We start from the raw sequence: 19,498 nt of genomic DNA on the forward strand, positions 1-19,498 counted from the left end.
GCCAACCTTAACCTGCCAAAGATGAATACCTATTATAATCCCGAAGACCTAAAAAAATTTGGTTCAATTGGTGAATTTCAAAAAGAACTGGCTGATAAATTTTTCTCTTATTATGGTTCTGTATTTGCCGAAGGTGCACTCACAGCCAGGGAGAAATCGCTGATTGCACTGGCTGTTTCCCATACTGTCCAGTGTCCTTATTGCATTGATGCCTACACGACAGATACTTTGGAAAAAGGGTGTTCGGAAGCAGAAATGATGGAAGCTGTGCATGTGGCGGCCGCTATAAAAGGTGGAGCGACTTTGGTACATGGTGTCCAGATGATGAATAAAGCAAAAGATCTTTCCATGTAAGCGATTGTCGGCGTTTCACCAGTAACCCCAGTAAAGCAATGAAATCACTCAAGGCAAGCGGGCATTTGCTCTCGGATTCTGCATCGCAGATCAAGACCTTGCATGACCAGGTGTTTGATAAGTTGCAGCTTCCTCTTTTTGATCAAAAAATGGAGGCTGCATCCCTGTATCCTTTAAAACCGGCCCGCACCACCACCATGCAGATTAATGTAGGTAAAATGTGCAATCAGATTTGCAAACATTGTCATGTGGATGCAGGTCCTGACCGGAAGGAGATTATGACCAGGCACACCATGCAGCAGTGCCTAGATAAACTTGCGGGTTCTGAAATTACTACCGTCGATCTTACGGGAGGGGCACCTGAGATGAATCCCGATTTCCGCTGGTTTGTTGCAGAGCTGACTGCAATTGGTAAACAGGTTATTGTCCGCTGCAATTTGACTATTATCGTAGCCAACCCAAAATATCATGACCTGCCTGACTTTTTTAAGCAGCACCAGGTTGAAGTAGTCAGCTCGCTGCCCTTCTATAACGCCGACAAAACAGACCGGCAGAGAGGAAAAGGCGTTTTTGAGGATTCTGTGAAGGCACTAAGAATGCTAAATACGAGAGGCTATGGAGTGGAAGGCAGCGGACTCATCCTTAATTTGGTTTACAACCCAAATGGGGCATTCATGCCTGCACCACAACAGGGCTTGCAGCGCCAATTCAAAAAGGCACTGCATGACGAATTCGGTATTGTATTCAATGAGCTTTTTGCAATAACCAATATTCCTGTCAGCCGGTACCTGGATTACCTGATCAGCTCGGGAAATTATGATGGCTACATGGAAAAACTTGTTAACGCCTTCAATCCCATAGCAGCAAGCGGTGTCATGTGCCGGTCAATGGTTTCGGTCGGTTGGGATGGCTCATTATATGATTGTGATTTTAATCAAATGCTGGATATGCAGTTTGATCCTGCATACAACCACATTAGTCGCTATGACCAGGAGCTGATCGATAACCGTGAAATTAAGACTGGCCAGCATTGCTATGGCTGCACAGCTGGTGCTGGTTCAAGCTGTGGCGGCAATACGATTTAGCCCGTTTCCCATGAACAACGCTGTAATTGTTTTTTTGAAGAATTTAACGCTTGGAAAAGTTAAAACCAGATTGGCGGCTACCATTGGCGACCAGAAGGCCTTAGAAATTTATAGCCAACTTGTTGAACATACTTTCAAGCAGGTAAGCAGGACTGAACATGAGAAATTGCTTTACTTTTCCGATAACCTGCATAGTGACCTGCCTGTAATTGGACAAGATTTTCTGCTTCGCCAGCAACACGGGGGCGACCTGGGAGAGAGAATGTCAAATGCTTTCAAAGAAGTCTTCGAGTCGTCTGCTGAGAAAGTACTTATTATAGGAACTGACTGTCCTGGACTGGATGCATCTATTATCGAGCAGGCTTTTGATGCACTTGATATGCAGCAAGTTGTGATAGGGCCAGCAAACGACGGAGGTTATTATCTTCTTGGAATGAGCCGCTTCCATAGCTTTCTTTTCGAAGATGTACCATGGAGTACTTCAAGTGTCCTGGAGTTAACGCTTCAAAAATGCGCCATGCATGGGCTTAGTTATACGCTCCTCGAAGAACTTTCGGACATAGATGATGAAAGTGATCTGAATTCATGGAATGAATGGATAAAAATTAATCAGTCCAGAGAATCATGATCTATACAAGTAATGTCTTGTTTCGTTTTTGATAAACCCAGGTATGAACTATTAGAAGCAAAGTGAGAGCAGTAAAGATCAGGCTCAAATGGTTATTGGTCAATAAAAAGCCGCCCGCCAATGCGCCAAATGCGGAACCAGCATCCCTGAAAGTGGCATTAATTGAGACAGCGCGAGTCACATCGTCTTTCCCAGCTGATGCCGCGCCAGCTGCTAGCGATGCATTAACATTATAAAAGGTAAATACAAGGATTAATCCCGGCATTACCCAGCCGCTTGTTGCCAGCAGCACACCCAGGCAGATCAAGAGAATTGACCCTGAGTATATGTTAGCAAGCCCATACCGGTCAGCGGACCAACCCGCAAAAGGTGAAATTAAAAGCGAGCAAATCCGTCGGAAAATAAGAAATCCGGCGACAGTGGCAGTAATTTCAACTGCCGACCAATAGGGGTGTGCATCCATTAACAGCGCTCCAATTAAAACCACAAGCATACCTTCCACTGCAAAAGCTGCCAAAAAAGCTAACCGGTTAAAGACTGATGGAAATGATATTTGGAAGCTAAATTGCTGGGCAGGCCGCTGATCCCTTTCTCTGAGTTTAAACGCGAAGTAAACTCCTGGCGTCGAGAGGAGCGCAATTGCTAAAAAAATCGAGCTAGGGCTGATCTCTTCAAAAAGCAGTGGGCCAACCAACAATGCTAGTAGTGGGCCTGATTCGATGATGCTTTGGCTCATTCCTAGTGCAAAGCCTTTCTTAGGGTAATCCATGGCATAGGTAATTGCCCCAACGCGAAGGACAGAATACGATATGCCCCACAAGATCCTAAGCAGTACTAAAATCGCAATGCCAAAACCTGCACCATAGCCAGCCGTGGCCAATACGGACACAGTTGCCGCAACGATTATAGGTATACGAAAGCCCACAAGACTGAAAACGCGCAAAATAAGTGGGTTAAGCAAAATCCGTGTAAAGCGGTTGATTGACAAGATTGTTCCTATCCAAATGAATGGAACGTGGATGCTGGAAGCATTTATTGGCAGAAAAGAATATAGAAATGCATCACCCATTAAAGCGAAGCTCAGGCTGAAAGACGCATACATGGGTAATTTCATTTCGGCAATATGCTTTCTCATTCCTTCCCAAGCGGTTTATTTAGCCTTATAAACCTTAATTTAACGGTATAGTTTGCGGCTGGATGACGATCAGGCAAAAATACCCTCTTTCCAGTCAGCTGCCGGATCAAATCGTTATTAAGCTTATCATCATGGGTGAATACTTTCACTTTACCTATGGCGCTACCTTCGCCAATAGAAAACTGAATTACAACGATTCCGCCAGTTTCACCAAGAACAGAAGGATAGTCAAGAAGGTGGGATAATTGATTGCCTATGTCCTTTGGCTGTTCCCGTGCTCCAAAAGAATAGACCGATGACACAATGGGAAGGAAGATCAAAAACAAAACTATCAAGCCTTTCATCTGGATAAAGTTAATATGCTTTTCTTAAATTATCTGCAAAAGCATTAGGAAGAAGGCTAAGCTCTACGGCCTTTGCCGCCTTTTCTACATCGTATTTGACCCTTACAAATTCAACCTGAACAGCATCTTGAGTTGTTGTACTAGCTGTCTGATCAATCGTGATGAGTACGTAACAAGCGCGCGCGTCGCCATCCTTAGGTTTACCGACAGAACCAGTGTTAATCAGGTGATGAAAATGCTCAATGCTGTTCTCGCCAGAATTAATAACGCGGTGATATGGCTTGTGCGAGTGTCCGAAGCAAAGGATATCCGCTTTAAATTCCCTGACTAGTTCCAGCATGTACTGCTCTGGCAGATCATGTAAAAGATATTCATTGATGCTTCGTGGGCTTCCATGGACAAGCAGCATGTTCAATGGCTGATCATTAAGCTGAAACTCTATTCGCAAATGCCTGGGAAGTGTTAACAGGTAGTCCCTTTCCTTTTTCCCTACCAGCCTGTAGGCATACTCACTGCTTTCTTCTTTGCTGCAATCACCCTCGGAAGGCATTATCTTAGAAACTTTCAGGTCGTGGTTTCCTGCAATGGTCGCAATGCCATACTTACGTACCAGACCAATTACCTGGTTAGGCCAAACGTTGTAGCCTACAAGATCACCTAGGCAATAAACAGCATCAGGTTGTTGTTTTTCCAGATCTTCCAATACCGCCTCAAAAGCGGGAAGGTTTGCATGGATATCAGAGAGTAATGCTATTTTCATTTTCCCCGGCGTAATGATTCTGCATATGCATTCGGAAGGATACTGCCTTCTACGGCTTTGGCTGCTGCTTCTACATCATATTCAAAACGTATAAACTCTACTGTAATGCTTTCCTTGCTTGATGCCAGTGCATCTGCATCAATGTGCAGGATCACATAGCCGCCCCTTTGGTCACCATCTTTCGGCTTACCGATGGAACCAATGTTGATCGCATGCCGGAAATGGTCTGTGCCATCTGTTTGCACGGAGTTCAGGAGCCGGTGATATGGTTTGTGGGTATGGCCGAAAAGCATCACATCAGCCGTGGCCTGCTCCATGATTCGTAGCAAACTTTTTTCATCTCGGTCTTCAAACAAGTATTCGTTGATCCTGCGTGGGCTACCATGCACCAGAAGAACTGACAGAGGTTTGTCGTTCAACTGGAAATCCAAACGAATGTGTGCCGGCAACGTTCTTAGATAAGCACGCTGGTCATCTTTTACAATTTCGTTTGTATAAGCAATCGATACCTTGCCATTCTCTTTTTCATCGTCCGTTTTGTAAGCGCAGCCACAATCGTCACTGCTCCTTCCGATCCCGAAGTCGTAATTTCCGGCAATGGTAGGGATGCCACGTTTCCTGATCTGATCGATTACTTCGTTTGGCCAGATGTTGTAACCAACCAGATCACCCAGGCAATAAATAGCATCAGTGTCTCTTGAATCAACATCCTTAAAAAACGCCTCTAATGCTGGTAGGTTTGCGTGAATGTCTGAAAAAAGGGCAATTCTCATAAATCGTTATTTAAGTATTCGATAATCTCATTGACTGTCTGACGCGCAGAGCGGCCAACGCCAATTAAGGTGGCGGATGCAAAACCTGTGAAGCTTCCATAACCGACCAACCAAACCCCACTTACCTTTAAGGCCTTCGTACCTTCACAGTCAACTTTTCCGTCTTCATGTATGATTCCCAGCTCTTTCAGGTGCCCTGTTGCAAAGCCAAACCCGGTACACCAGATCACTACATCAAATGGTTGGCTGCTGCAATCGGGCCAAATGACACCGTCTTCATAAAACTCCTTAAAGGTTTCCTGGGATTTGAGCACGCCACGTTCGCGCGCTTGTTTTACCGGTGGTACCATGACAATATTGCCAATGTTGTATTGGGCAGCACTAAACTCCTTGCCTTCCTTCATTGCATGGTATTTAGCCGATGCCACATCAAAAAGTACCCTGCCATCCACATCATCAGGTAAGAATTGCGGCGTTTTGGCTGTTGCCCAGATCGTGGCTGCCACCTGGGAGACTTCGGCCAGGATTTGCGCCCCGGAATTCCCACCGCCTACTATCAACACCGACTTACCTTCAAACGGGAGAGCATTTCTATACTTGGATGAATGTAGCTGCTGGCCCTTGAACAAGTGCTTTCCTGGAATTTGTGGAATAAATGGATTTTGAAAAGTACCTGTAGCTGAGATAACTGTCTTACTCTGATATTCACCCTGACCAGAGGATACTATAAAAATGCCATTCTTTTTTTTTACGCCGGTTACTTTTGTACCATGCTGTATATGTATCTGGCACCTATCCTGATAAGCCCTCAAATAGTCCAGCACCTGCTGCTTTGATGGAAAACCTTCCCTGCATTTAGGCATCATCCAACCGGGCAAGGAACTCTGCTCAGCAGGCGAAAACAAGGTAAGCGAATCCCAGGCGTGTTGCCACGCGCCACCACTATGCTGTTGGTCATCCAGGATGATATATTTCACTTTGGCCCTGCGCAGAAAATAGCCGCAAGCCAAGGCACTTTGCCCGCCACCAATAATAATCAGGTCGTATAATTCCATTTCTGATCAGCGGGCTATACAGAAAACTTCTTTTGCTGTTTGAGTGCAAAATTCACCATCAGGATTAATACCGGCACTTCGATTAGTGGGCCGATGACAGCAGCAAATGCAGCCCCCGAATCAATCCCGAAAACCGCGATAGCAACCGCTATCCCAAGCTCGAAGTTGTTACCTGCGGCGGTGAAGGCCAGCGATGTTGATTTGGCGTAATCAGCGCCTGCACGTTTGGACAGATAAAAAGCAGAGAAAAACATGATTACAAAATAGATTGTCAGCGGCAGCGCAATGCGCAGCACATCAAAGGGGATACTCACGATCAGCTGACCTTTCAAACTGAACATGACCACAATCGTAAAGAGCAAGGCAATTAAAGTGATTGGGCTGATGGCTGGAAGGAATTTGTTCTCATACCACTGCTTACTAAACAGCTTTGTTAATACGATCCGGGAAATAATGCCAGCCAGGAACGGGATGCCCAGATAAATAAAGACGCTTTGGGCGACCTGGCCAATCGTAATATTCACTTCAAATCCTTTTAGTCCAAAGAGCGGTGGCAATACTGTTACAAATACATAGGCATAGACCGAATAAAACAAGACCTGAAAAATGCTGTTGAACGCCACCAGCCCTGCCGCATACAGACGGTCACCATTAGCCAAGTCGTTCCAGACAATGACCATGGCAATGCAGCGGGCAATGCCAATCATGATCAGGCCAGTCATGTATTCTGGCTTATCAGGAAGGAAGATAACGGCTAGGCCAAACATCAGCAGCGGGCCAATGATCCAGTTTTGAAGCAGGGAAAGCCCCAGGATCTTGGTGTTGCTGAACACCTTTGGCAGCTCTGCGTAGCGTACCTTGGCCAGTGGCGGGTACATCATCAGCACAAGGCCAATGGCCAATGGGACGTTCACACCTGACCCCGAATTAAACTGGTTGATGAAATCAGGCGTGCCGGGCAAGAAATAGCCGATTGACACACCGATCAGCATGGCCAAAAAGATCCATAAAGTCAGGTAACGGTCTAAAAAAGAAAGACGTGGGTTATTCATGCGGTTGTATGCTTTAAGTCTCTTTTCATAACTACAGCAGATGTTGGGCAAAGGCTGCTAAACTGCTTGGTTTGCTGAATGGCTTCCGGCACCTGCTCACGGTTTACTACCGCAAAACCATAACGGTCAAAATAATGGTCAGCCGTAGTTGTGATCAGGTATACTGCTTGAACTTCTTGTTTGTCAGCACCTGCCAGAAGCTGCTCGACCAATTTTCGAGCAATGCCCTTACCTTGATGATCAGGGCTAACTGCAATTGAGCGTAATAGTGCAACTTCTTCATACAGCTCCATTCCAGCGACACCAACAGGTGACCCTTCTTCTCTTGCTAAAAGAAAATTGGACAACCCAGCAGGCAAGTCTTCCGTAAGAAGGTCTGCTTCTTTCAGCAGGCTGGTTACGACTTCCTTGTCTGCTGCCACTGCTTTATCAATTTGTAGTTTCATAGCTGGTTGTTTTTGATTAGCAGCACCCAGAGCCTGGCTTGCAGCTGTCACCATCGGAGGTGACCAGTTCCAATTCCTGTTTGACAGGGGCAGGCGCGCAGCAGGAAGTTTCTGCTGACGGTGTGCCGCAGCTTTGGTTTCGGGTAAGTGCCTTGCATTGGGTGAAGTCCGGAACCAGGTTAACGGTAAACGTTTCCCCATCGGAAGCAAACTCTCCGGGGTACATCTGGCGTGTATCAAACCTGGAATTACCGAACTCAATTTTAACGGTTGCATTAGGGTTCAGGGGAAGCGATTTTTCAACCAGGTCGACAATCTTTAGCGCTTTGTCAACTTTCATTGAACGGTCTACTTCTTTCTCTGAGGCTTCCCATAGCTGCACGATCACTTCTGTCCAGCTATTCATTACCCCGCCGCAATCAACCGAAACGATGGGTGCTTGTTTGATCTCGGTAATGTGGTAAGAGCTGTCCACAAACTTGCCTTCCTCATATTGGAATCGCAGGTGCAGATCAGGATTTTGTTTAAGGGTATTTTTGAAATCACCCCAGCTCATCGGATTAGATTGGCTCATAGTTTCTATTGGTTAAATGTATTATTGCGATTGATATTATCAAAAAAAGCCCTGCTAATTGCAACAGGATTCACTTAGGGCAAATGTATCAAGCAACGCACCGAAAGTTTTCTGCGCTTCTGACCACACGACTGGGTTTATGCAATAGCATACCCTTGGTGGATTGATTTCTCCATGGATTATCCCTATCCTTTTAAGCTCCTTCAAATGCTGAGAAACAGTTGCCTGGGCAAGTTCGAGCTCATCCACCAAATCACCGCAAACGCATGCTTTTCTGGAAATCAGCAGTTGCAAGATCGCAACCCTGGCTGGGTGCGAAAACGCCTTTGCCAAATCTGCAATACGGTTCTGCTGCTCTGTGAATATTTCAGTTTTAGTTACTCCCATGCTGCAAATATAGATAGCATTCTCTCAATTGCAATATTACGATTAATATTTTTTTGTCTGATAAATTCTATCGTATCTTTACGATAGAATACAACTTACCTGATAAATATGAGCCTGATCCAAATTTTACTAATAACCTTTTTTACCACTGCCGCAATCATGCCAGCTAGCAACTTAGACAACAAAAAAGCACTAAACCCAAAGCTCTCTTCCTACATCAACACGATTAAAGACGACATTTCAAAAATTCCAGACGAGCGAAGAGAAGAGCTTGACAAAATAGCGGCATTTATCCAAAAGCAGGTTAAAGCCGGCCAGCCTGTACAGCTCACTTACATTTGTACCCACAATTCTCGCCGCAGTCATTTCGGTCAAATTTGGGCTGCTACTGCTGCTGCATATTACGACATCCCTAATGTGAAAACATACTCTGGCGGTACTGAGGCCACCGCATTCAACGAGCGGGCGGTTGCTGCTTGCGAAAGGGCTGGTTTTGATATCACAAAAACATCAGATGGCAAAAACCCAATCTATCATGTAAGCTATGGGGCCGGAGCTGAACCCATGAAAGCTTTTTCAAAAAAATATGACGACGCCCGCAACCCTCAAAGTAATTTCTGTGCTATTATGACCTGTTCCCAGGCTGATGAAGCGTGCCCGGTTGTGAAAGGCGCAGCTGCCAGGGTTGCTGTTCCTTATGATGACCCGAAAGCCTTCGATGGTACATCGCAGGAAACAGTAAAATATGATGAGCGCTGCAAACAGATCGCAACCGAAACAATGTATGTTTTTTCAAAAGTGAAAATCTGAGCTCATTATTAGCCTTCGACCAGCAACTTAATGGTTGTGAATAATGATAATGCCTGGCTAGATCTTAATTTGCGAAAGGACATGTAAGGACTTTGTTGTTGGAAAAAAGTTGCCAGTTACTCAACTCTGCCTTAGCTTTGAAGCATGAAGTGGTTTGTTTACTTGTTCTCACTTTACCTGCTGACACTTTCAGGCTTTACTTGCGAAGGTGACAGTGACTGCTGTAGTGATCAGCGGACTCAGCAATCGAGCTCCACTCATCACGGCGACGAACATCAAACGCATGGCACGTGTGTCCCGTTTCTGGCCTGCGGGGCTTGCAACAGCATTCTGCCAAATGAAATATTAGTTAGTTTGCCTGAAAAAGTGTCAGCCATCGACAGCGTGCCTTTTTACTACCTCGAAACGGCCTGGACCAATGCGCCAGGCTGGATCTGGCAACCGCCGCAGATAAGCTAATAATTTCACTTTCAACTTCTCGGGCTGATTTCGCGCCCATATTTAGCTATTCTATTTATTTACAAATAATTCAAATGAAAAAAGCATTTGGCATTGTGCTATTGCTGCTGATTAGCAGTGTAGCTACGGCGCAGTATACTTTGACAGCAATTATCCGCGACGCGGTTAGCAATCAGCCACTCCCTGGCGCAACTGCAAAGATTTCAAACACCGGCATCGGCGCTACAGCTGATGAGAAAGGTATAATTAACCTGACAGGTATACTCGCAGGCAGTCAGCAGCTCAGTTTCAGTTTTGTCGGCTATGAGCCGCAAGAACAAAATATCATTTTCCCTACTGCAAGTGACACGCTAATTGTCTTGCTAGCGGCCGATGATGAAGAGCTCGAAGAAGTAGTTATCACTACTACCCGAAGCTCGCGCACGATCCAGAGTATTCCTACCCGCGTGGAATTGATCGGCGGAGAAGAGCTCGAAGAAAAAGGTAACATGAAGCCGGGCGATATCCGGATGATGCTCAATGAAAGTACGGGCATCCAGACCCAGCAGGTCTCGGCCACTTCGGCCAATTCGAGTATCCGCATCCAGGGGCTCGATGGGCGGTATACCCAAATACTCAAAGACGGCTTCCCACTTTATGCTGGGTTTTCAGGCGGATTGGGTCTGTTACAAACTCCGCCCCTGGACCTCAAACAGGTCGAAGTCATCAAGGGCGCGTCTTCAACCTTGTATGGGGGCGGCGCAATCGCGGGACTAGTAAACCTGGTTTCCAAGGTTCCCACCGACGAGCGCGAGCTGCGCTTTCTGATCAATGGAACGTCGGCCGGTGGGCTGGATGTGAATGGGTTTTACAGCCAGAAGTTTAATAAAGTAGGGCTCACGCTTTTTGCTTCCCGAAATAGCAGCCGACCCTATGATCCCTCCGATGAAGGTTTCACGGCCATCCCGAAAACCGAGCGCTATGTTTTCAACCCAAAACTGTTCGTCTATTTCAGCGACAGGACGCGCCTGAACGTTGGCTTGAATACGGTCTTTGAAAATCGAATTGGTGGGGATATCAAGTACATTAAGGACGAAGGCGATGCGGTGCACAGCTATTTTGAAAAAAACAAAAGCAGCCGCTTTTCTACGCAGATAAGCTTCGAGCATGACTTCAGTGAACAAAACCGGTTGACCTTCAAGAATTCGGTCAACAGTTTTGATCGCCGGATCAGCATTCCGGGCTATGTTTTTGACGGAAAGCAGCTTTCGACATATTCAGAAGTTGCATTCAACAGCAATCATGAGCGCTCCGACTGGGTGACTGGCGTCAACCTGTACACCGATCAGTTCCGTGAATCGCCCTCCGACAATTTTGTAAAAAGGGATTATACCCAGAGCACGCTTGGTGGCTTTGTTCAGAACACCTGGCAGACTGCCCCCTGGCTTTCCATCGAAACTGGTGTTCGTGGAGACTATGTGTTTGACTACGGATTTGTCCTGCTTCCGCGCATTTCAGGGCTTTTTAAGATTACACCCAAGTTGAGCTCTCGGCTCGGCGGCGGCTTGGGTTATAAAGCACCTACTATTTTCACCGAGGAAACCGAGCGCAGGCAGTTCCGCGCAGTACTTCCGACCAATCCAGACGACAACAAGCTGGAAAAATCTTACGGTGCTAATTTTGACATAAATTACTCAACTCATTTTGGTGAGCTCAGTTTTAGTTTGAACCAAATGTTCTTCTACACGCGGATTAATGACCCGCTCCTATTGGAAGCCACCCGTGACCCCGCCGTCACCAAACTGCTTAATGCCGATGGCTTTGTTGACACAAAGGGGACTGAAACGAATTTGAAATTAGGCTATGGCGACTTCAAGCTCTTTGTTGGTTATACACTCACAAGTGCCCAGCTCAATGAGGGCGGCATTAAACGTGTTAACCCATTGACAGCCAAACACCGGCTTAACAATGTGCTGATGTACGAAGTGGAAGACAAATGGAAAATAGGTTTGGAAGCTTACTATTACAGCAAACAAACGCTCAGCGATGGGACGGTCGGTAAACCATATTGGATCACTGGTTTCATGGCCGAGCGGATCTGGGAGAAATTTTCATTGTTCGTCAATTTCGAAAACTTTACCGATACCCGGCAGACACGCTTCGGCTCCATTTACAGCGGTACGGTTACTAACCCAGTTTTTAAGGATATCTATGCACCCTTGGATGGATTTGTGGTTAATGGCGGTATCAAACTAAATTTGTAGTAATCCATTTGAGCTTACATATCCCGGTCCTTCGTTGAAAAACACAGAACCGGGATATGTAGCTATATTGAGAGAACCATTAATTATCTACCATCAAATTTCCAAAGGAGTTGTGCTATTCAGCCGAACGTAGAAATCTAACAGTTAAATTAACTCCTTTGCCGATTTTGCCCCTTGACTACGTAACCATTCAACCAACTCGTTTGCTTCTTCCCGGTGTGCAGCGTCTAGCGGTGATAGATTCTCCCATTCCGGAATCCAATTGATGTTGGCGCCCTGTTCAAGTAAGAAAGCAGCTGCTGTTTTTTGTCCACCATGACAACTGCCCCAAAAAGCGCGGTCGATCTCTTCCTTTTCGGGTCTTGAATTTTCAGTAAAATAACCCTCTAATCGATCCATCAAGCCAAGGGTAGCGGCATCCGTTAAATTAGTTCGTGCGCCGAGCTCGACAAGCCTGTGTGCAGCTTTCCATTGTCCAAAAGCTCTTGCATCAGTAAGCGGGGTTCCCCCGGAAATGACTGCGCCTTCGGCTTCTATATTGGCTCCGGCATCAATCAAAGCATCAAGCGCCTCGATGTCATTGCTGCTGGCCGCCCAATGCAGGGGAGTTTCAATGTGTGGACCGGTGAATTGTGCATTCACGTCGCTTCCGGCTTCAACAAGCGTTTTGATCGTCTGAGCTACATTAGGGAAGTGGCCAGGCCAGTCTGTGGCAACGTGTAGTAACGTACGCGACATGCCACAAGGGTCATTATCACCAAGCCTCGCTTTTGATAATCCAGGATTATCGGCCAGTAATTGTGTAAGGGTCGGGATATCGCCTGTTTGAATAGCGTTGACTACTGCAACCGCAATAGGATCACGGGTATCAATATAGTTCATTGATTATAGGCTTATTTGCAACAGCTTTTTTGCTCCTGAATAGGCGGGCATTTTTCAGATCCATATGAACAGAACACACAGCAGTCACCGCTTAGAGGCTTTAATACGATCTTACAGGAAGCACATTCATAAAAATACATGCATGCATCCGTTGGCATCGTTTCTGCTTCTTGATGCCCACAGTTCGGGCATTTAATTACGGATTCAAGTATGGCAACCATTTTATAGTGTTTTTGTGCTTGTTGCTTTATAACCGGTCGCATCGACGGCTTTTTTAATGTCAGCAATCGAGGTTTTCTTATTATCGAATTTGACAGTGGCCGCCCCTTTTGCGTACGAAACATCAACCTGTGAAACGCCTTTCAATTTAGCAACCTCCTTTTTGACGTGATGCTCACAGCTTTCACAGGACATCCCTTTTATGGTTACATACACCACTTTTTGCTGCCCATCCTGTGCAGGTTGTAAAACTTGCTGAACCTTCTCTTGGTAAAGCAGATTTGAATAGGATGGAAAGGTTATTAATAGCAGCGCTATTGCTGTTATCATGCCTAAAAACCCCTTTGTTTGCCAAAAGAAGGTTTTGTCTGTATCGCAAGCGCAGTCTTTCATTTTTTTGGATTTAAATTGTTCATACCAGGCCCAACCTAATGCTCCAATCGTCAGAGCAATGCTATATGGACGAAAAGATTCCAGCCACGCGAAACCACTCGCCGAGCCAGAAGTACCCAGAATTACAGCTAATAGCGGAATTGTGCAGCAGAGCGAAGAAGCAAATGCAGTAAAAAGTCCAATCAATCCTGTCGTTCTCATAGTTCAATTTTTAACTCAGGCTAAACCCCTAGCTCTGACGACTTTTGTAAAGTGGTGAGGTGTCCTAAAATCAAATTCAAAATATCTGAGGATTCTTCCCTCAGGGAATAAAAAACGGTTTGCCCGTCCTTTCTGGCCTGGATCAGTTGTGCATCTTTAAGCTTACGTAAGTGCTGGGAAACGGCCGGAATACTCATGCTTAAAATGTCGGATAAATCGCAGACACATAGATTGTTCTCCTCTCGCAGAAGATAAACGATTTTTAAACGGTTTTCATTTCCTGCCAAGTCCATCACCTGGGCCAGCCGTGCGAAGGATGGCTGAAATTCCTTTATGGTTTCTGTGTACTGCTGGATTTTTTCTTGATCTTCAAAAAGCCGGACACAACTTTGCTGATCGCTCATTTACATTATTTAGACTGCTAAGATACACAACAATTAAGTATTTAAGCAAATGATTAAATACAGTTTAATTCTTATCCTTCCCTGTATGGTGCAACTGTTATAAAGTCTTAACTACCGCTTTCTGTGCCATTGGCAATCCTTGTCATTCTATCAGCTATTCAGTTCGCCCCATAAATTTTTGCTCTGCATAGCATTCTAATATGCAACCAATTTCCGTGAACCACTTCATGCAAACTACTTGGATACTAGCAAATAGGAAAACCCAACTGTTAGCTGCAGCACTCCTTATAGCGGGATTGATTTTACCATAACCTGACCATCCACCTCATACACACAAAAAATTGATTCTCTGTCTGGACCTAGTGCCAGCTTAGGATATTGCCCCTTTGCGAGCGTTACGGCTTTTTAATCATTAGGACTACGAAATTGGATTGTCCCTTGTTGCTCCCAAGCAATTGCTGGCCCTTGACTGGTTTGCAAGATTACAGGGGTACGGCCACTGCCCAGTTTTATCTCGGGTTTGGAAGGCTCAGCTACATAGATTTCCATCTGACGTCTGAATACGGTGGTAACCTTGCCTGTCGCATCAGCTGATAAATCTCCGCCATCCATAGGACATCCATCAATCATGAAGTCCCCGGTTCCAATCTTTTGTGGCTTATCAAAATGCCCGCCATAGTCCTTTGAGCTAGTCAGGTACATATTTCGAGCGCCACTGACCTTGTTACGGAACATAACATGCAGATCACCGTTCCGGCTTATCGCAACCGATGGTTTACAGCAGTCACAAATCCCGTTTTGCTCACCTTGATAGATCAGTTGGTTCTTACCCCATGTTAACCCGCCATCTTTGGATAAGGCACCATACAAATTGTTGTTTCCCAGCCTGGTATCCAGCCAAACGGTATATACATCGTTGCCTTTTCCAGCACTTAGTCCGGAAAGAGCTTCTTTGGCGGTTGTATCGGCATCATTGATCTTTACAGGGGAAGACCATTGATTGTTTTCAGCGGAAAGTCGCATGGCAAACAAGTCTCCATGATGGTCACCAACTGTAACAACGGTATACTCCATTGTTGTTGTAATCTGTGGCCCCCTGCCCATCCCCAGGCCCATCTGGGAGAAGCTGCCCAGCAGCAAAGGTTTTGAATACGATTTGCCACCATCGCTTGATGATAAATAGTACAGATCCCGCTCTCTTCCGGCTTTGGTCCCATATACAATATGTATGATCCCTTTCTGATCAACACTTATTTCCGGTTGGCTACCTGTCCAGAATGTCTGCTGGGATGGGGCAAGGTTATCCTGCTTCAAAGCGTTGCCACCTGTCCAAATTGCAAGAAGGGCAAAAACGGTGGTATATAATTTTAATAACATAACTATAGATTTAAATCGATAATGAGATACACAGTTTTAAAAGGTGCAAACACACCGATTTACCTTTTTTAACTCTTGACTTCCATAATTATGCAATCCGTAGTAATAATTATGTAGAAAATTCCCACAGGAACCGGCAATCTTTGTGGTGCCTAAAACCGTATATTTTGATATGAAAGGTTGTGTTTTATTGCTGCTGATGATAATATGCCTGCTGCTACCAGCGGGTGTTAGTCAGGCGTGCGGTAGCAAACACATTCCTGCAAAAAAAGAATTGAGGCATATCGCTGCCCATCAACATGTGGCTACCCATAAAAAAGCGTGCTGCATCAGGCACCGAAACCATAGATCAGGAGACAGTGATAATAAATGCAGCCATAGCTGTAATGAATCTGGCTGTGATTGCGCCCACTCACTTCCCGTTTTTGCATTAAAAGTCCAGCCGACAGGGTTAATCCAAAAAACCCTTGCTGCTGTTGATAATTCTACCTCCTGGTTCTTCCAGGAAACTTCTCCTAAGCCAGTGTACCTTGCACTGTGGATGCCCCCCAATATAGGTTGATAAGTCCCCTGTAGCCACAGGTACGTCCCTCCGGAGCTCTTTTCACTTCGGACAAAAAACTTATTTTAAATCCAAATTCCATTCCGATGAAATCAATGAAGATATTGATGGCAATCCTGCTATTGCTGTCCACTACTCTGTCCTATGCAGAAATCAAAAATGTCACCACAGAGAATGTAGAAGTAGCCGGAAAATGCGCCCAGTGCAAACAAGGGATTGAAGCCGCTGCATTTGAGAAGAACATTTCGAAAGCAGACTGGGATAAAGAAACGAAGGTTGCCGCTGTCACTTACGACAGCAAAAAAACTTCCTTGGATGCAATCCTGAAAAAGATTGCGCTAGCAGGCTACGATAACAAAGCCTATCTAGCACCCGATGATGCATATGCCAAACTGGAAGAATGCTGCCGTTATGAGCGCATTGGGAAAAATCAGCTGGTGGCTGAAAAGAAAACAACTGTGCATGAGCATGGTGCAGCTTCAATGGAAACAGCTACGAAGCCTGCTTCGGCTGACGCAGACCCGTTGAAACCAGTTTTGGATGCTTACTATGCCGTAAAGGATGCTTTGGTCAGTTCTGACGGAAATGCCACTTCTGCAATAGCAACAAGCCTTGTAAAGGCGCTCAAAACAGTTAAAATGGACGAGCTGGGCAGTGAGCAGCACATGGTCTGGATGAAGGTGATGAAAGACCTGAACTTTGATGCCGAACATATTGAAGAAACCAAAGATCTATCTCACCAAAGAGATCATTTCTCTTCTCTTTCCGAGAACATGTATAAACTCATCAAGTCTGCAAAACCTGCACAAGCGGTCTATTATCAACATTGCCCGATGGCCAAAGAGGGAAAAGGTGCTAACTGGCTCAGTCAGGTGTCGGAAATCAAGAACCCCTACTATGGTGCCCAAATGCTAAACTGCGGCAAAACCACTGAAACACTTAAATAGTTATTGCTGTCCTGGGCGTACATCAATATACTAACAGCGACTGGCAGTCGTGTGGTTCAGGACAGCATTCTCATTTCATTTAACTAAAATCACACAATGGATTTTCTTAAGATCCCTGTACTGAAAGCCATTTGCCCTGCTTTCTTTCTGTTATTATTTTCTGATCACATTTACGGCCAAAAGATCGTACGGTATGACCTATACGTCAAAGACACAACAGTAAATTTTACAGGGACACCCAAACGCGCAATTGCAGTTAACGGGCAAATTCCCATGCCTACCCTGACTTTTACAGAAGGGGACACTGCCGAAATATATGTGCACAATGAGCTGGACGAAGAAACATCCCTGCACTGGCATGGACTGTTCTTGCCCAATAAGTATGATGGGGTACCCAATCTGACACAGATGCCTATTAAGCCTCATACAACGCACTTATACCGGTTCCCTATTATTCAGAATGGCACGCACTGGTACCATAGCCATACCGAGTTACAGGAGCAGATAGGCATGTATGGATCGATGATCCTGAACAAGAAAAAAGAGCCAACTATCCCCACGGTGCCTATCATACTAAGCGAGTGGACAGATATGAACCCCAAAAATGTCCACCGGATGTTGCATAATGCCAATGACTGGTTTGCCATCAAAAAGGGCGCGACCCAAAGCTACTCAGAAGCAATTAGTCAGGGCTACTTTAAGACCAAAGTAGGGAATGAATTCAAGCGGATGACTGCCATGGACGTCAGTGATGTGTACTATGACCGGTTTCTTATTAATGGGAAAAATGAAAGCCAGCTTTCTCAATTCAAGCCAGGCGACAAGGTACGTTTAAGGATCTCTAACGGTGGTGCTTCTACTTATTTCTGGCTTACCTACGCAGGTGGTAAGATGACTGTCGTCGCAAATGATGGCAATGATGTTGAGCCGGTAGAAGTAGACCGGCTGATTATAGCCGTTTCGGAAACCTACGATGTGATCGTTACCATTCCAGCTGTTAAAGCTGGATCTGCCCCAACTGCCTATGAGTTCCTTGCTACGTCAGAAGACCGGACCAAATCTACTTCCCTGTACCTGGGTAAAGGAGTAAGACAACTAGCGTCACCGCTGCCCAGGCTTAAATACTTTGAGGGCATGAAGATGATGAATGGCATGATGAAAATGAATGGTGATTTGGACGACATGGGCATGAATATGAGCCTGAACCAGATGGATATGAACGTGGTGATGTACCCGGAAATTACCGGGGGTTTAAAAAGTAAGAAGAAGGACGCAGGCAAGTCGATGGATATGGGTGAGATGAAAATGAATGAAAAGAAGGGTGGTGGAAATGAGCATGCCGGTCATAATATGTACAACAGCAATGCATTGTCATCGATTACTACCCTGAACTATGCCATGCTCAAATCACCCGGTAACACCTCTTTGCCAAAAAACGCACCAGTGAAAGAGCTTCGCTTTGAATTGACTGGCAACATGAACCGGTACGTTTGGAGCATGGACAACAAAGTAGTTTCTGAACGCGATAAGATCCTGATTAAAAAAGGGGAAAACGTCCGCATGATCATTTACAACAATTCGATGATGCGGCACCCGATGCACCTTCATGGCCATGATTTCAGGGTACTAAATGGCAAGGGGATTAATGCACCAATGAAAAACATCATTGACATCATGCCCATGGAAACCGACACGCTGGAATTTGCCGCAACCGAAAGTGGTGACTGGTTTTTTCACTGCCATATCCTTTACCATATGATGAGTGGTATGGGCGCAATTTTCTCCTATGAGAATTCCCCGCCTAACCCGGAAATACCTAATCCACGTTTAGCTCAGCGTAAGTTGTTTGCCGACGACCGCGCGTTCCATTTTATGGCCGAGAATGATATTGCTACTAACGGAAACGATGGTGAAGCCATGCTGCAAAGCACCCGGTGGAGTATTGGTTCTGAATGGAGGCTAGGCTATAATGACCACCACGGTTATGAGGTTGAAACGCATTTAGGCCGCTACATTGGCAAAATGCAGTGGCTGATGCCTTTTATCGGTTTTGACTGGCGATACCGCAAAATGGGAATGGACGAAGTAGAAACCAACCTTTTTGGCCAGCGCAACACCAAGGACCAAAGATCCGTGTTTAGCGCTGGTGTCAACTATGTTTTGCCCATGCTCGTGACAGCACAAGCCGAAATCTTTACAGATGGCAATCTTCGTTTTCAGTTGGAACGAATGGATATACCTGTTTCCAAACGTCTGAGAATGAACCTAATGGTCAACACCGATAAGGAATACATGGCCGCACTCCGGTACATTTTTACCAGATATGTTGGCGCCACGGCGCACTATGACAGCGATATGGGATTTGGGGTTGGATTGACTTTAAATTACTGATAGTAGATGTGATTACT

General features: G+C 45.5%; 22 protein-coding genes. 8 read left to right on the forward strand and 14 right to left on the reverse strand.

The window, feature by feature from the left end; all coding sequences use genetic code 11:
• Nucleotides 1-21: 21 nt before the first annotated feature.
• Genes HWI92_RS11670 through HWI92_RS11680 form a run of 3 tightly spaced genes read left to right on the forward strand, consistent with a single transcriptional unit; the run spans nt 22 to nt 2,067 of the window.
• Nucleotides 22-354 (forward strand): arsenosugar biosynthesis-associated peroxidase-like protein, encoded by a 333-nt coding sequence (locus HWI92_RS11670; RefSeq protein WP_204663934.1) that lies wholly within the window; start codon nt 22-24, stop codon nt 352-354.
• A 38-nt stretch (nt 355-392) separates the two neighbouring features.
• Nucleotides 393-1,439, forward strand: coding sequence for an arsenosugar biosynthesis radical SAM (seleno)protein ArsS (arsS, locus tag HWI92_RS11675; RefSeq protein ID WP_204663936.1), 1,047 nt, complete (start codon nt 393-395; stop codon nt 1,437-1,439).
• The gene (locus HWI92_RS11680) at nt 1,390-2,067 is read left to right on the forward strand and encodes a TIGR04282 family arsenosugar biosynthesis glycosyltransferase (RefSeq protein WP_229249323.1); all 678 of its coding nucleotides are present in this window, start codon (nt 1,390-1,392) and stop codon (nt 2,065-2,067) included. The genes arsS and HWI92_RS11680 overlap by 50 nt, the downstream gene beginning before the upstream one ends.
• Before the next feature lies 1 nt (nt 2,068).
• Here the strand turns inward: HWI92_RS11680 and HWI92_RS11685 are convergent, their stop codons facing one another.
• Genes HWI92_RS11685 through HWI92_RS11725 form a run of 9 tightly spaced genes read right to left on the reverse strand, consistent with a single transcriptional unit; the run spans nt 2,069 to nt 8,593 of the window.
• Nucleotides 2,069-3,202, reverse strand: coding sequence for an MFS transporter (locus HWI92_RS11685; protein ID WP_204663938.1), 1,134 nt, complete (start codon nt 3,200-3,202; stop codon nt 2,069-2,071).
• The gene (locus HWI92_RS11690) at nt 3,199-3,546 is read right to left on the reverse strand and encodes a hypothetical protein (protein ID WP_204663940.1); all 348 of its coding nucleotides are present in this window, start codon (nt 3,544-3,546) and stop codon (nt 3,199-3,201) included. Before HWI92_RS11690 ends, HWI92_RS11685 begins: the two co-directional genes overlap by 4 nt.
• Before the next feature lie 10 nt (nt 3,547-3,556).
• Entirely contained in the window at nt 3,557-4,306 is a 750-nt protein-coding gene (locus HWI92_RS11695; RefSeq protein WP_204663942.1) for a metallophosphoesterase family protein, read from the reverse strand.
• Nucleotides 4,303-5,079: a metallophosphoesterase family protein gene (locus HWI92_RS11700; RefSeq protein ID WP_204663944.1), complete on the reverse strand. Its 777-nt coding sequence runs from the start codon at nt 5,077-5,079 to the stop codon at nt 4,303-4,305. The genes HWI92_RS11695 and HWI92_RS11700 overlap by 4 nt, the downstream gene beginning before the upstream one ends.
• On the reverse strand, nt 5,076-6,134 hold the full coding sequence (locus HWI92_RS11705) for an ArsO family NAD(P)H-dependent flavin-containing monooxygenase (protein WP_204663946.1): 1,059 nt from the start codon (nt 6,132-6,134) through the stop codon (nt 5,076-5,078). The genes HWI92_RS11700 and HWI92_RS11705 overlap by 4 nt, the downstream gene beginning before the upstream one ends.
• Nucleotides 6,135-6,148: 14 nt before the next feature.
• The gene (gene arsB, locus HWI92_RS11710) at nt 6,149-7,186 is read right to left on the reverse strand and encodes an ACR3 family arsenite efflux transporter (protein WP_204663948.1); all 1,038 of its coding nucleotides are present in this window, start codon (nt 7,184-7,186) and stop codon (nt 6,149-6,151) included.
• Nucleotides 7,183-7,632: an arsenic resistance N-acetyltransferase ArsN2 gene (arsN2, locus tag HWI92_RS11715; protein WP_204663950.1), complete on the reverse strand. Its 450-nt coding sequence runs from the start codon at nt 7,630-7,632 to the stop codon at nt 7,183-7,185. The genes arsB and arsN2 overlap by 4 nt, the downstream gene beginning before the upstream one ends.
• A gap of 16 nt (nt 7,633-7,648) precedes the next feature.
• On the reverse strand, nt 7,649-8,206 hold the full coding sequence (locus HWI92_RS11720; protein ID WP_229249325.1) for a DUF6428 family protein: 558 nt from the start codon (nt 8,204-8,206) through the stop codon (nt 7,649-7,651).
• Between the two features lie 54 nt (nt 8,207-8,260).
• A complete protein-coding gene (locus HWI92_RS11725; protein WP_204663952.1) occupies nt 8,261-8,593 on the reverse strand; it encodes an ArsR/SmtB family transcription factor in 333 nt (110 codons plus the stop codon).
• Nucleotides 8,594-8,701: 108 nt separating this feature from the next.
• Here HWI92_RS11725 and HWI92_RS11730 point away from each other — a divergent pair, with 108 nt between their 5' ends.
• The 3 genes from HWI92_RS11730 (at nt 8,702) to HWI92_RS11740 (ending at nt 12,105) form a co-directional block, all read left to right on the forward strand.
• Entirely contained in the window at nt 8,702-9,403 is a 702-nt protein-coding gene (locus HWI92_RS11730; protein ID WP_229249327.1) for a low molecular weight phosphatase family protein, read from the forward strand.
• Nucleotides 9,404-9,547: 144 nt separating this feature from the next.
• Complete coding sequence (locus tag HWI92_RS11735) at nt 9,548-9,862, forward strand: hypothetical protein (RefSeq protein WP_204663954.1); 315 nt, start codon at nt 9,548-9,550, stop codon at nt 9,860-9,862.
• Nucleotides 9,863-9,936: 74 nt separating this feature from the next.
• Entirely contained in the window at nt 9,937-12,105 is a 2,169-nt protein-coding gene (locus HWI92_RS11740) for a TonB-dependent receptor (protein WP_204663956.1), read from the forward strand.
• Between the two features lie 144 nt (nt 12,106-12,249).
• Here the strand turns inward: HWI92_RS11740 and HWI92_RS11745 are convergent, their stop codons facing one another.
• The 5 genes from HWI92_RS11745 to HWI92_RS11760 all read right to left on the reverse strand — a co-directional run bounded on the left by HWI92_RS11745 (nt 12,250) and on the right by HWI92_RS11760 (nt 15,581).
• A complete protein-coding gene (locus HWI92_RS11745) occupies nt 12,250-12,987 on the reverse strand; it encodes an ankyrin repeat domain-containing protein (RefSeq protein WP_204663958.1) in 738 nt (245 codons plus the stop codon).
• A gap of 11 nt (nt 12,988-12,998) precedes the next feature.
• Nucleotides 12,999-13,208 carry a GDCCVxC domain-containing (seleno)protein gene (locus HWI92_RS25325; RefSeq protein WP_229249329.1) on the reverse strand — a complete coding sequence of 70 codons (210 nt, stop codon included), beginning with the start codon at nt 13,206-13,208 and terminating at the stop codon, nt 12,999-13,001.
• Nucleotide 13,209: 1 nt separating this feature from the next.
• Nucleotides 13,210-13,800: a mercuric transport protein MerTP gene (merTP, locus tag HWI92_RS11750; protein WP_204663960.1), complete on the reverse strand. Its 591-nt coding sequence runs from the start codon at nt 13,798-13,800 to the stop codon at nt 13,210-13,212.
• 20 nt (nt 13,801-13,820) lie between these two features.
• Complete coding sequence (locus tag HWI92_RS11755; protein ID WP_204663962.1) at nt 13,821-14,204, reverse strand: ArsR/SmtB family transcription factor; 384 nt, start codon at nt 14,202-14,204, stop codon at nt 13,821-13,823.
• 405 nt (nt 14,205-14,609) lie between these two features.
• Entirely contained in the window at nt 14,610-15,581 is a 972-nt protein-coding gene (locus HWI92_RS11760) for a sialidase family protein (RefSeq protein WP_204663964.1), read from the reverse strand.
• Nucleotides 15,582-16,229: 648 nt separating this feature from the next.
• Between HWI92_RS11760 and HWI92_RS11765 the strand changes: the two genes are divergently transcribed.
• Both HWI92_RS11765 and HWI92_RS11770 read left to right on the forward strand, forming a co-directional pair.
• Nucleotides 16,230-17,090, forward strand: a complete 861-nt coding sequence (locus HWI92_RS11765; protein ID WP_204663966.1) for a DUF3347 domain-containing protein — start codon at nt 16,230-16,232, stop codon at nt 17,088-17,090.
• A 96-nt stretch (nt 17,091-17,186) separates the two neighbouring features.
• A complete protein-coding gene (locus HWI92_RS11770) occupies nt 17,187-19,481 on the forward strand; it encodes a multicopper oxidase domain-containing protein (protein WP_204663976.1) in 2,295 nt (764 codons plus the stop codon).
• The last annotated feature ends 17 nt before the right edge of the window (nt 19,482-19,498 follow it).

The sequence above is a fragment of the Dyadobacter sandarakinus genome (assembly GCF_016894445.1).
GTDB classification, from domain to species: domain Bacteria; phylum Bacteroidota; class Bacteroidia; order Cytophagales; family Spirosomataceae; genus Dyadobacter; species Dyadobacter sandarakinus.

Excerpts from the sequence above, each read along its gene's own strand:
- merTP (WP_204663960.1), bottom strand. The coding sequence starts at position 13,800 with ATGAGAACGACAGGATTGATTGGACTTTTTACTGCATTTGCTTCTTCG.
- HWI92_RS11670 (WP_204663934.1), top strand. The coding sequence starts at position 22 with ATGAATACCTATTATAATCCCGAAGACCTAAAAAAATTTGGTTCAATT.
- HWI92_RS25325 (WP_229249329.1), bottom strand. The coding sequence starts at position 13,208 with ATGGTTGCCATACTTGAATCCGTAATTAAATGCCCGAACTGTGGGCAT.
- arsB (WP_204663948.1), bottom strand. The coding sequence starts at position 7,186 with ATGAATAACCCACGTCTTTCTTTTTTAGACCGTTACCTGACTTTATGG.
- arsN2 (WP_204663950.1), bottom strand. The coding sequence starts at position 7,632 with ATGAAACTACAAATTGATAAAGCAGTGGCAGCAGACAAGGAAGTCGTA.
- HWI92_RS11695 (WP_204663942.1), bottom strand. The coding sequence starts at position 4,306 with ATGAAAATAGCATTACTCTCTGATATCCATGCAAACCTTCCCGCTTTT.
- HWI92_RS11730 (WP_229249327.1), top strand. The coding sequence starts at position 8,702 with ATGAGCCTGATCCAAATTTTACTAATAACCTTTTTTACCACTGCCGCA.
- HWI92_RS11725 (WP_204663952.1), bottom strand. The coding sequence starts at position 8,593 with ATGGGAGTAACTAAAACTGAAATATTCACAGAGCAGCAGAACCGTATT.
- HWI92_RS11720 (WP_229249325.1), bottom strand. The coding sequence starts at position 8,206 with ATGAGCCAATCTAATCCGATGAGCTGGGGTGATTTCAAAAATACCCTT.
- HWI92_RS11685 (WP_204663938.1), bottom strand. The coding sequence starts at position 3,202 with ATGAGAAAGCATATTGCCGAAATGAAATTACCCATGTATGCGTCTTTC.
- arsS (WP_204663936.1), top strand. The coding sequence starts at position 393 with ATGAAATCACTCAAGGCAAGCGGGCATTTGCTCTCGGATTCTGCATCG.
- HWI92_RS11745 (WP_204663958.1), bottom strand. The coding sequence starts at position 12,987 with ATGAACTATATTGATACCCGTGATCCTATTGCGGTTGCAGTAGTCAAC.
- HWI92_RS11705 (WP_204663946.1), bottom strand. The coding sequence starts at position 6,134 with ATGGAATTATACGACCTGATTATTATTGGTGGCGGGCAAAGTGCCTTG.
- HWI92_RS11770 (WP_204663976.1), top strand. The coding sequence starts at position 17,187 with ATGGATTTTCTTAAGATCCCTGTACTGAAAGCCATTTGCCCTGCTTTC.
- HWI92_RS11755 (WP_204663962.1), bottom strand. The coding sequence starts at position 14,204 with ATGAGCGATCAGCAAAGTTGTGTCCGGCTTTTTGAAGATCAAGAAAAA.
- HWI92_RS11765 (WP_204663966.1), top strand. The coding sequence starts at position 16,230 with ATGAAATCAATGAAGATATTGATGGCAATCCTGCTATTGCTGTCCACT.
- HWI92_RS11760 (WP_204663964.1), bottom strand. The coding sequence starts at position 15,581 with ATGTTATTAAAATTATATACCACCGTTTTTGCCCTTCTTGCAATTTGG.
- HWI92_RS11690 (WP_204663940.1), bottom strand. The coding sequence starts at position 3,546 with ATGAAAGGCTTGATAGTTTTGTTTTTGATCTTCCTTCCCATTGTGTCA.
- HWI92_RS11735 (WP_204663954.1), top strand. The coding sequence starts at position 9,548 with ATGAAGTGGTTTGTTTACTTGTTCTCACTTTACCTGCTGACACTTTCA.
- HWI92_RS11680 (WP_229249323.1), top strand. The coding sequence starts at position 1,390 with ATGGCTGCACAGCTGGTGCTGGTTCAAGCTGTGGCGGCAATACGATTT.
- HWI92_RS11740 (WP_204663956.1), top strand. The coding sequence starts at position 9,937 with ATGAAAAAAGCATTTGGCATTGTGCTATTGCTGCTGATTAGCAGTGTA.
- HWI92_RS11700 (WP_204663944.1), bottom strand. The coding sequence starts at position 5,079 with ATGAGAATTGCCCTTTTTTCAGACATTCACGCAAACCTACCAGCATTA.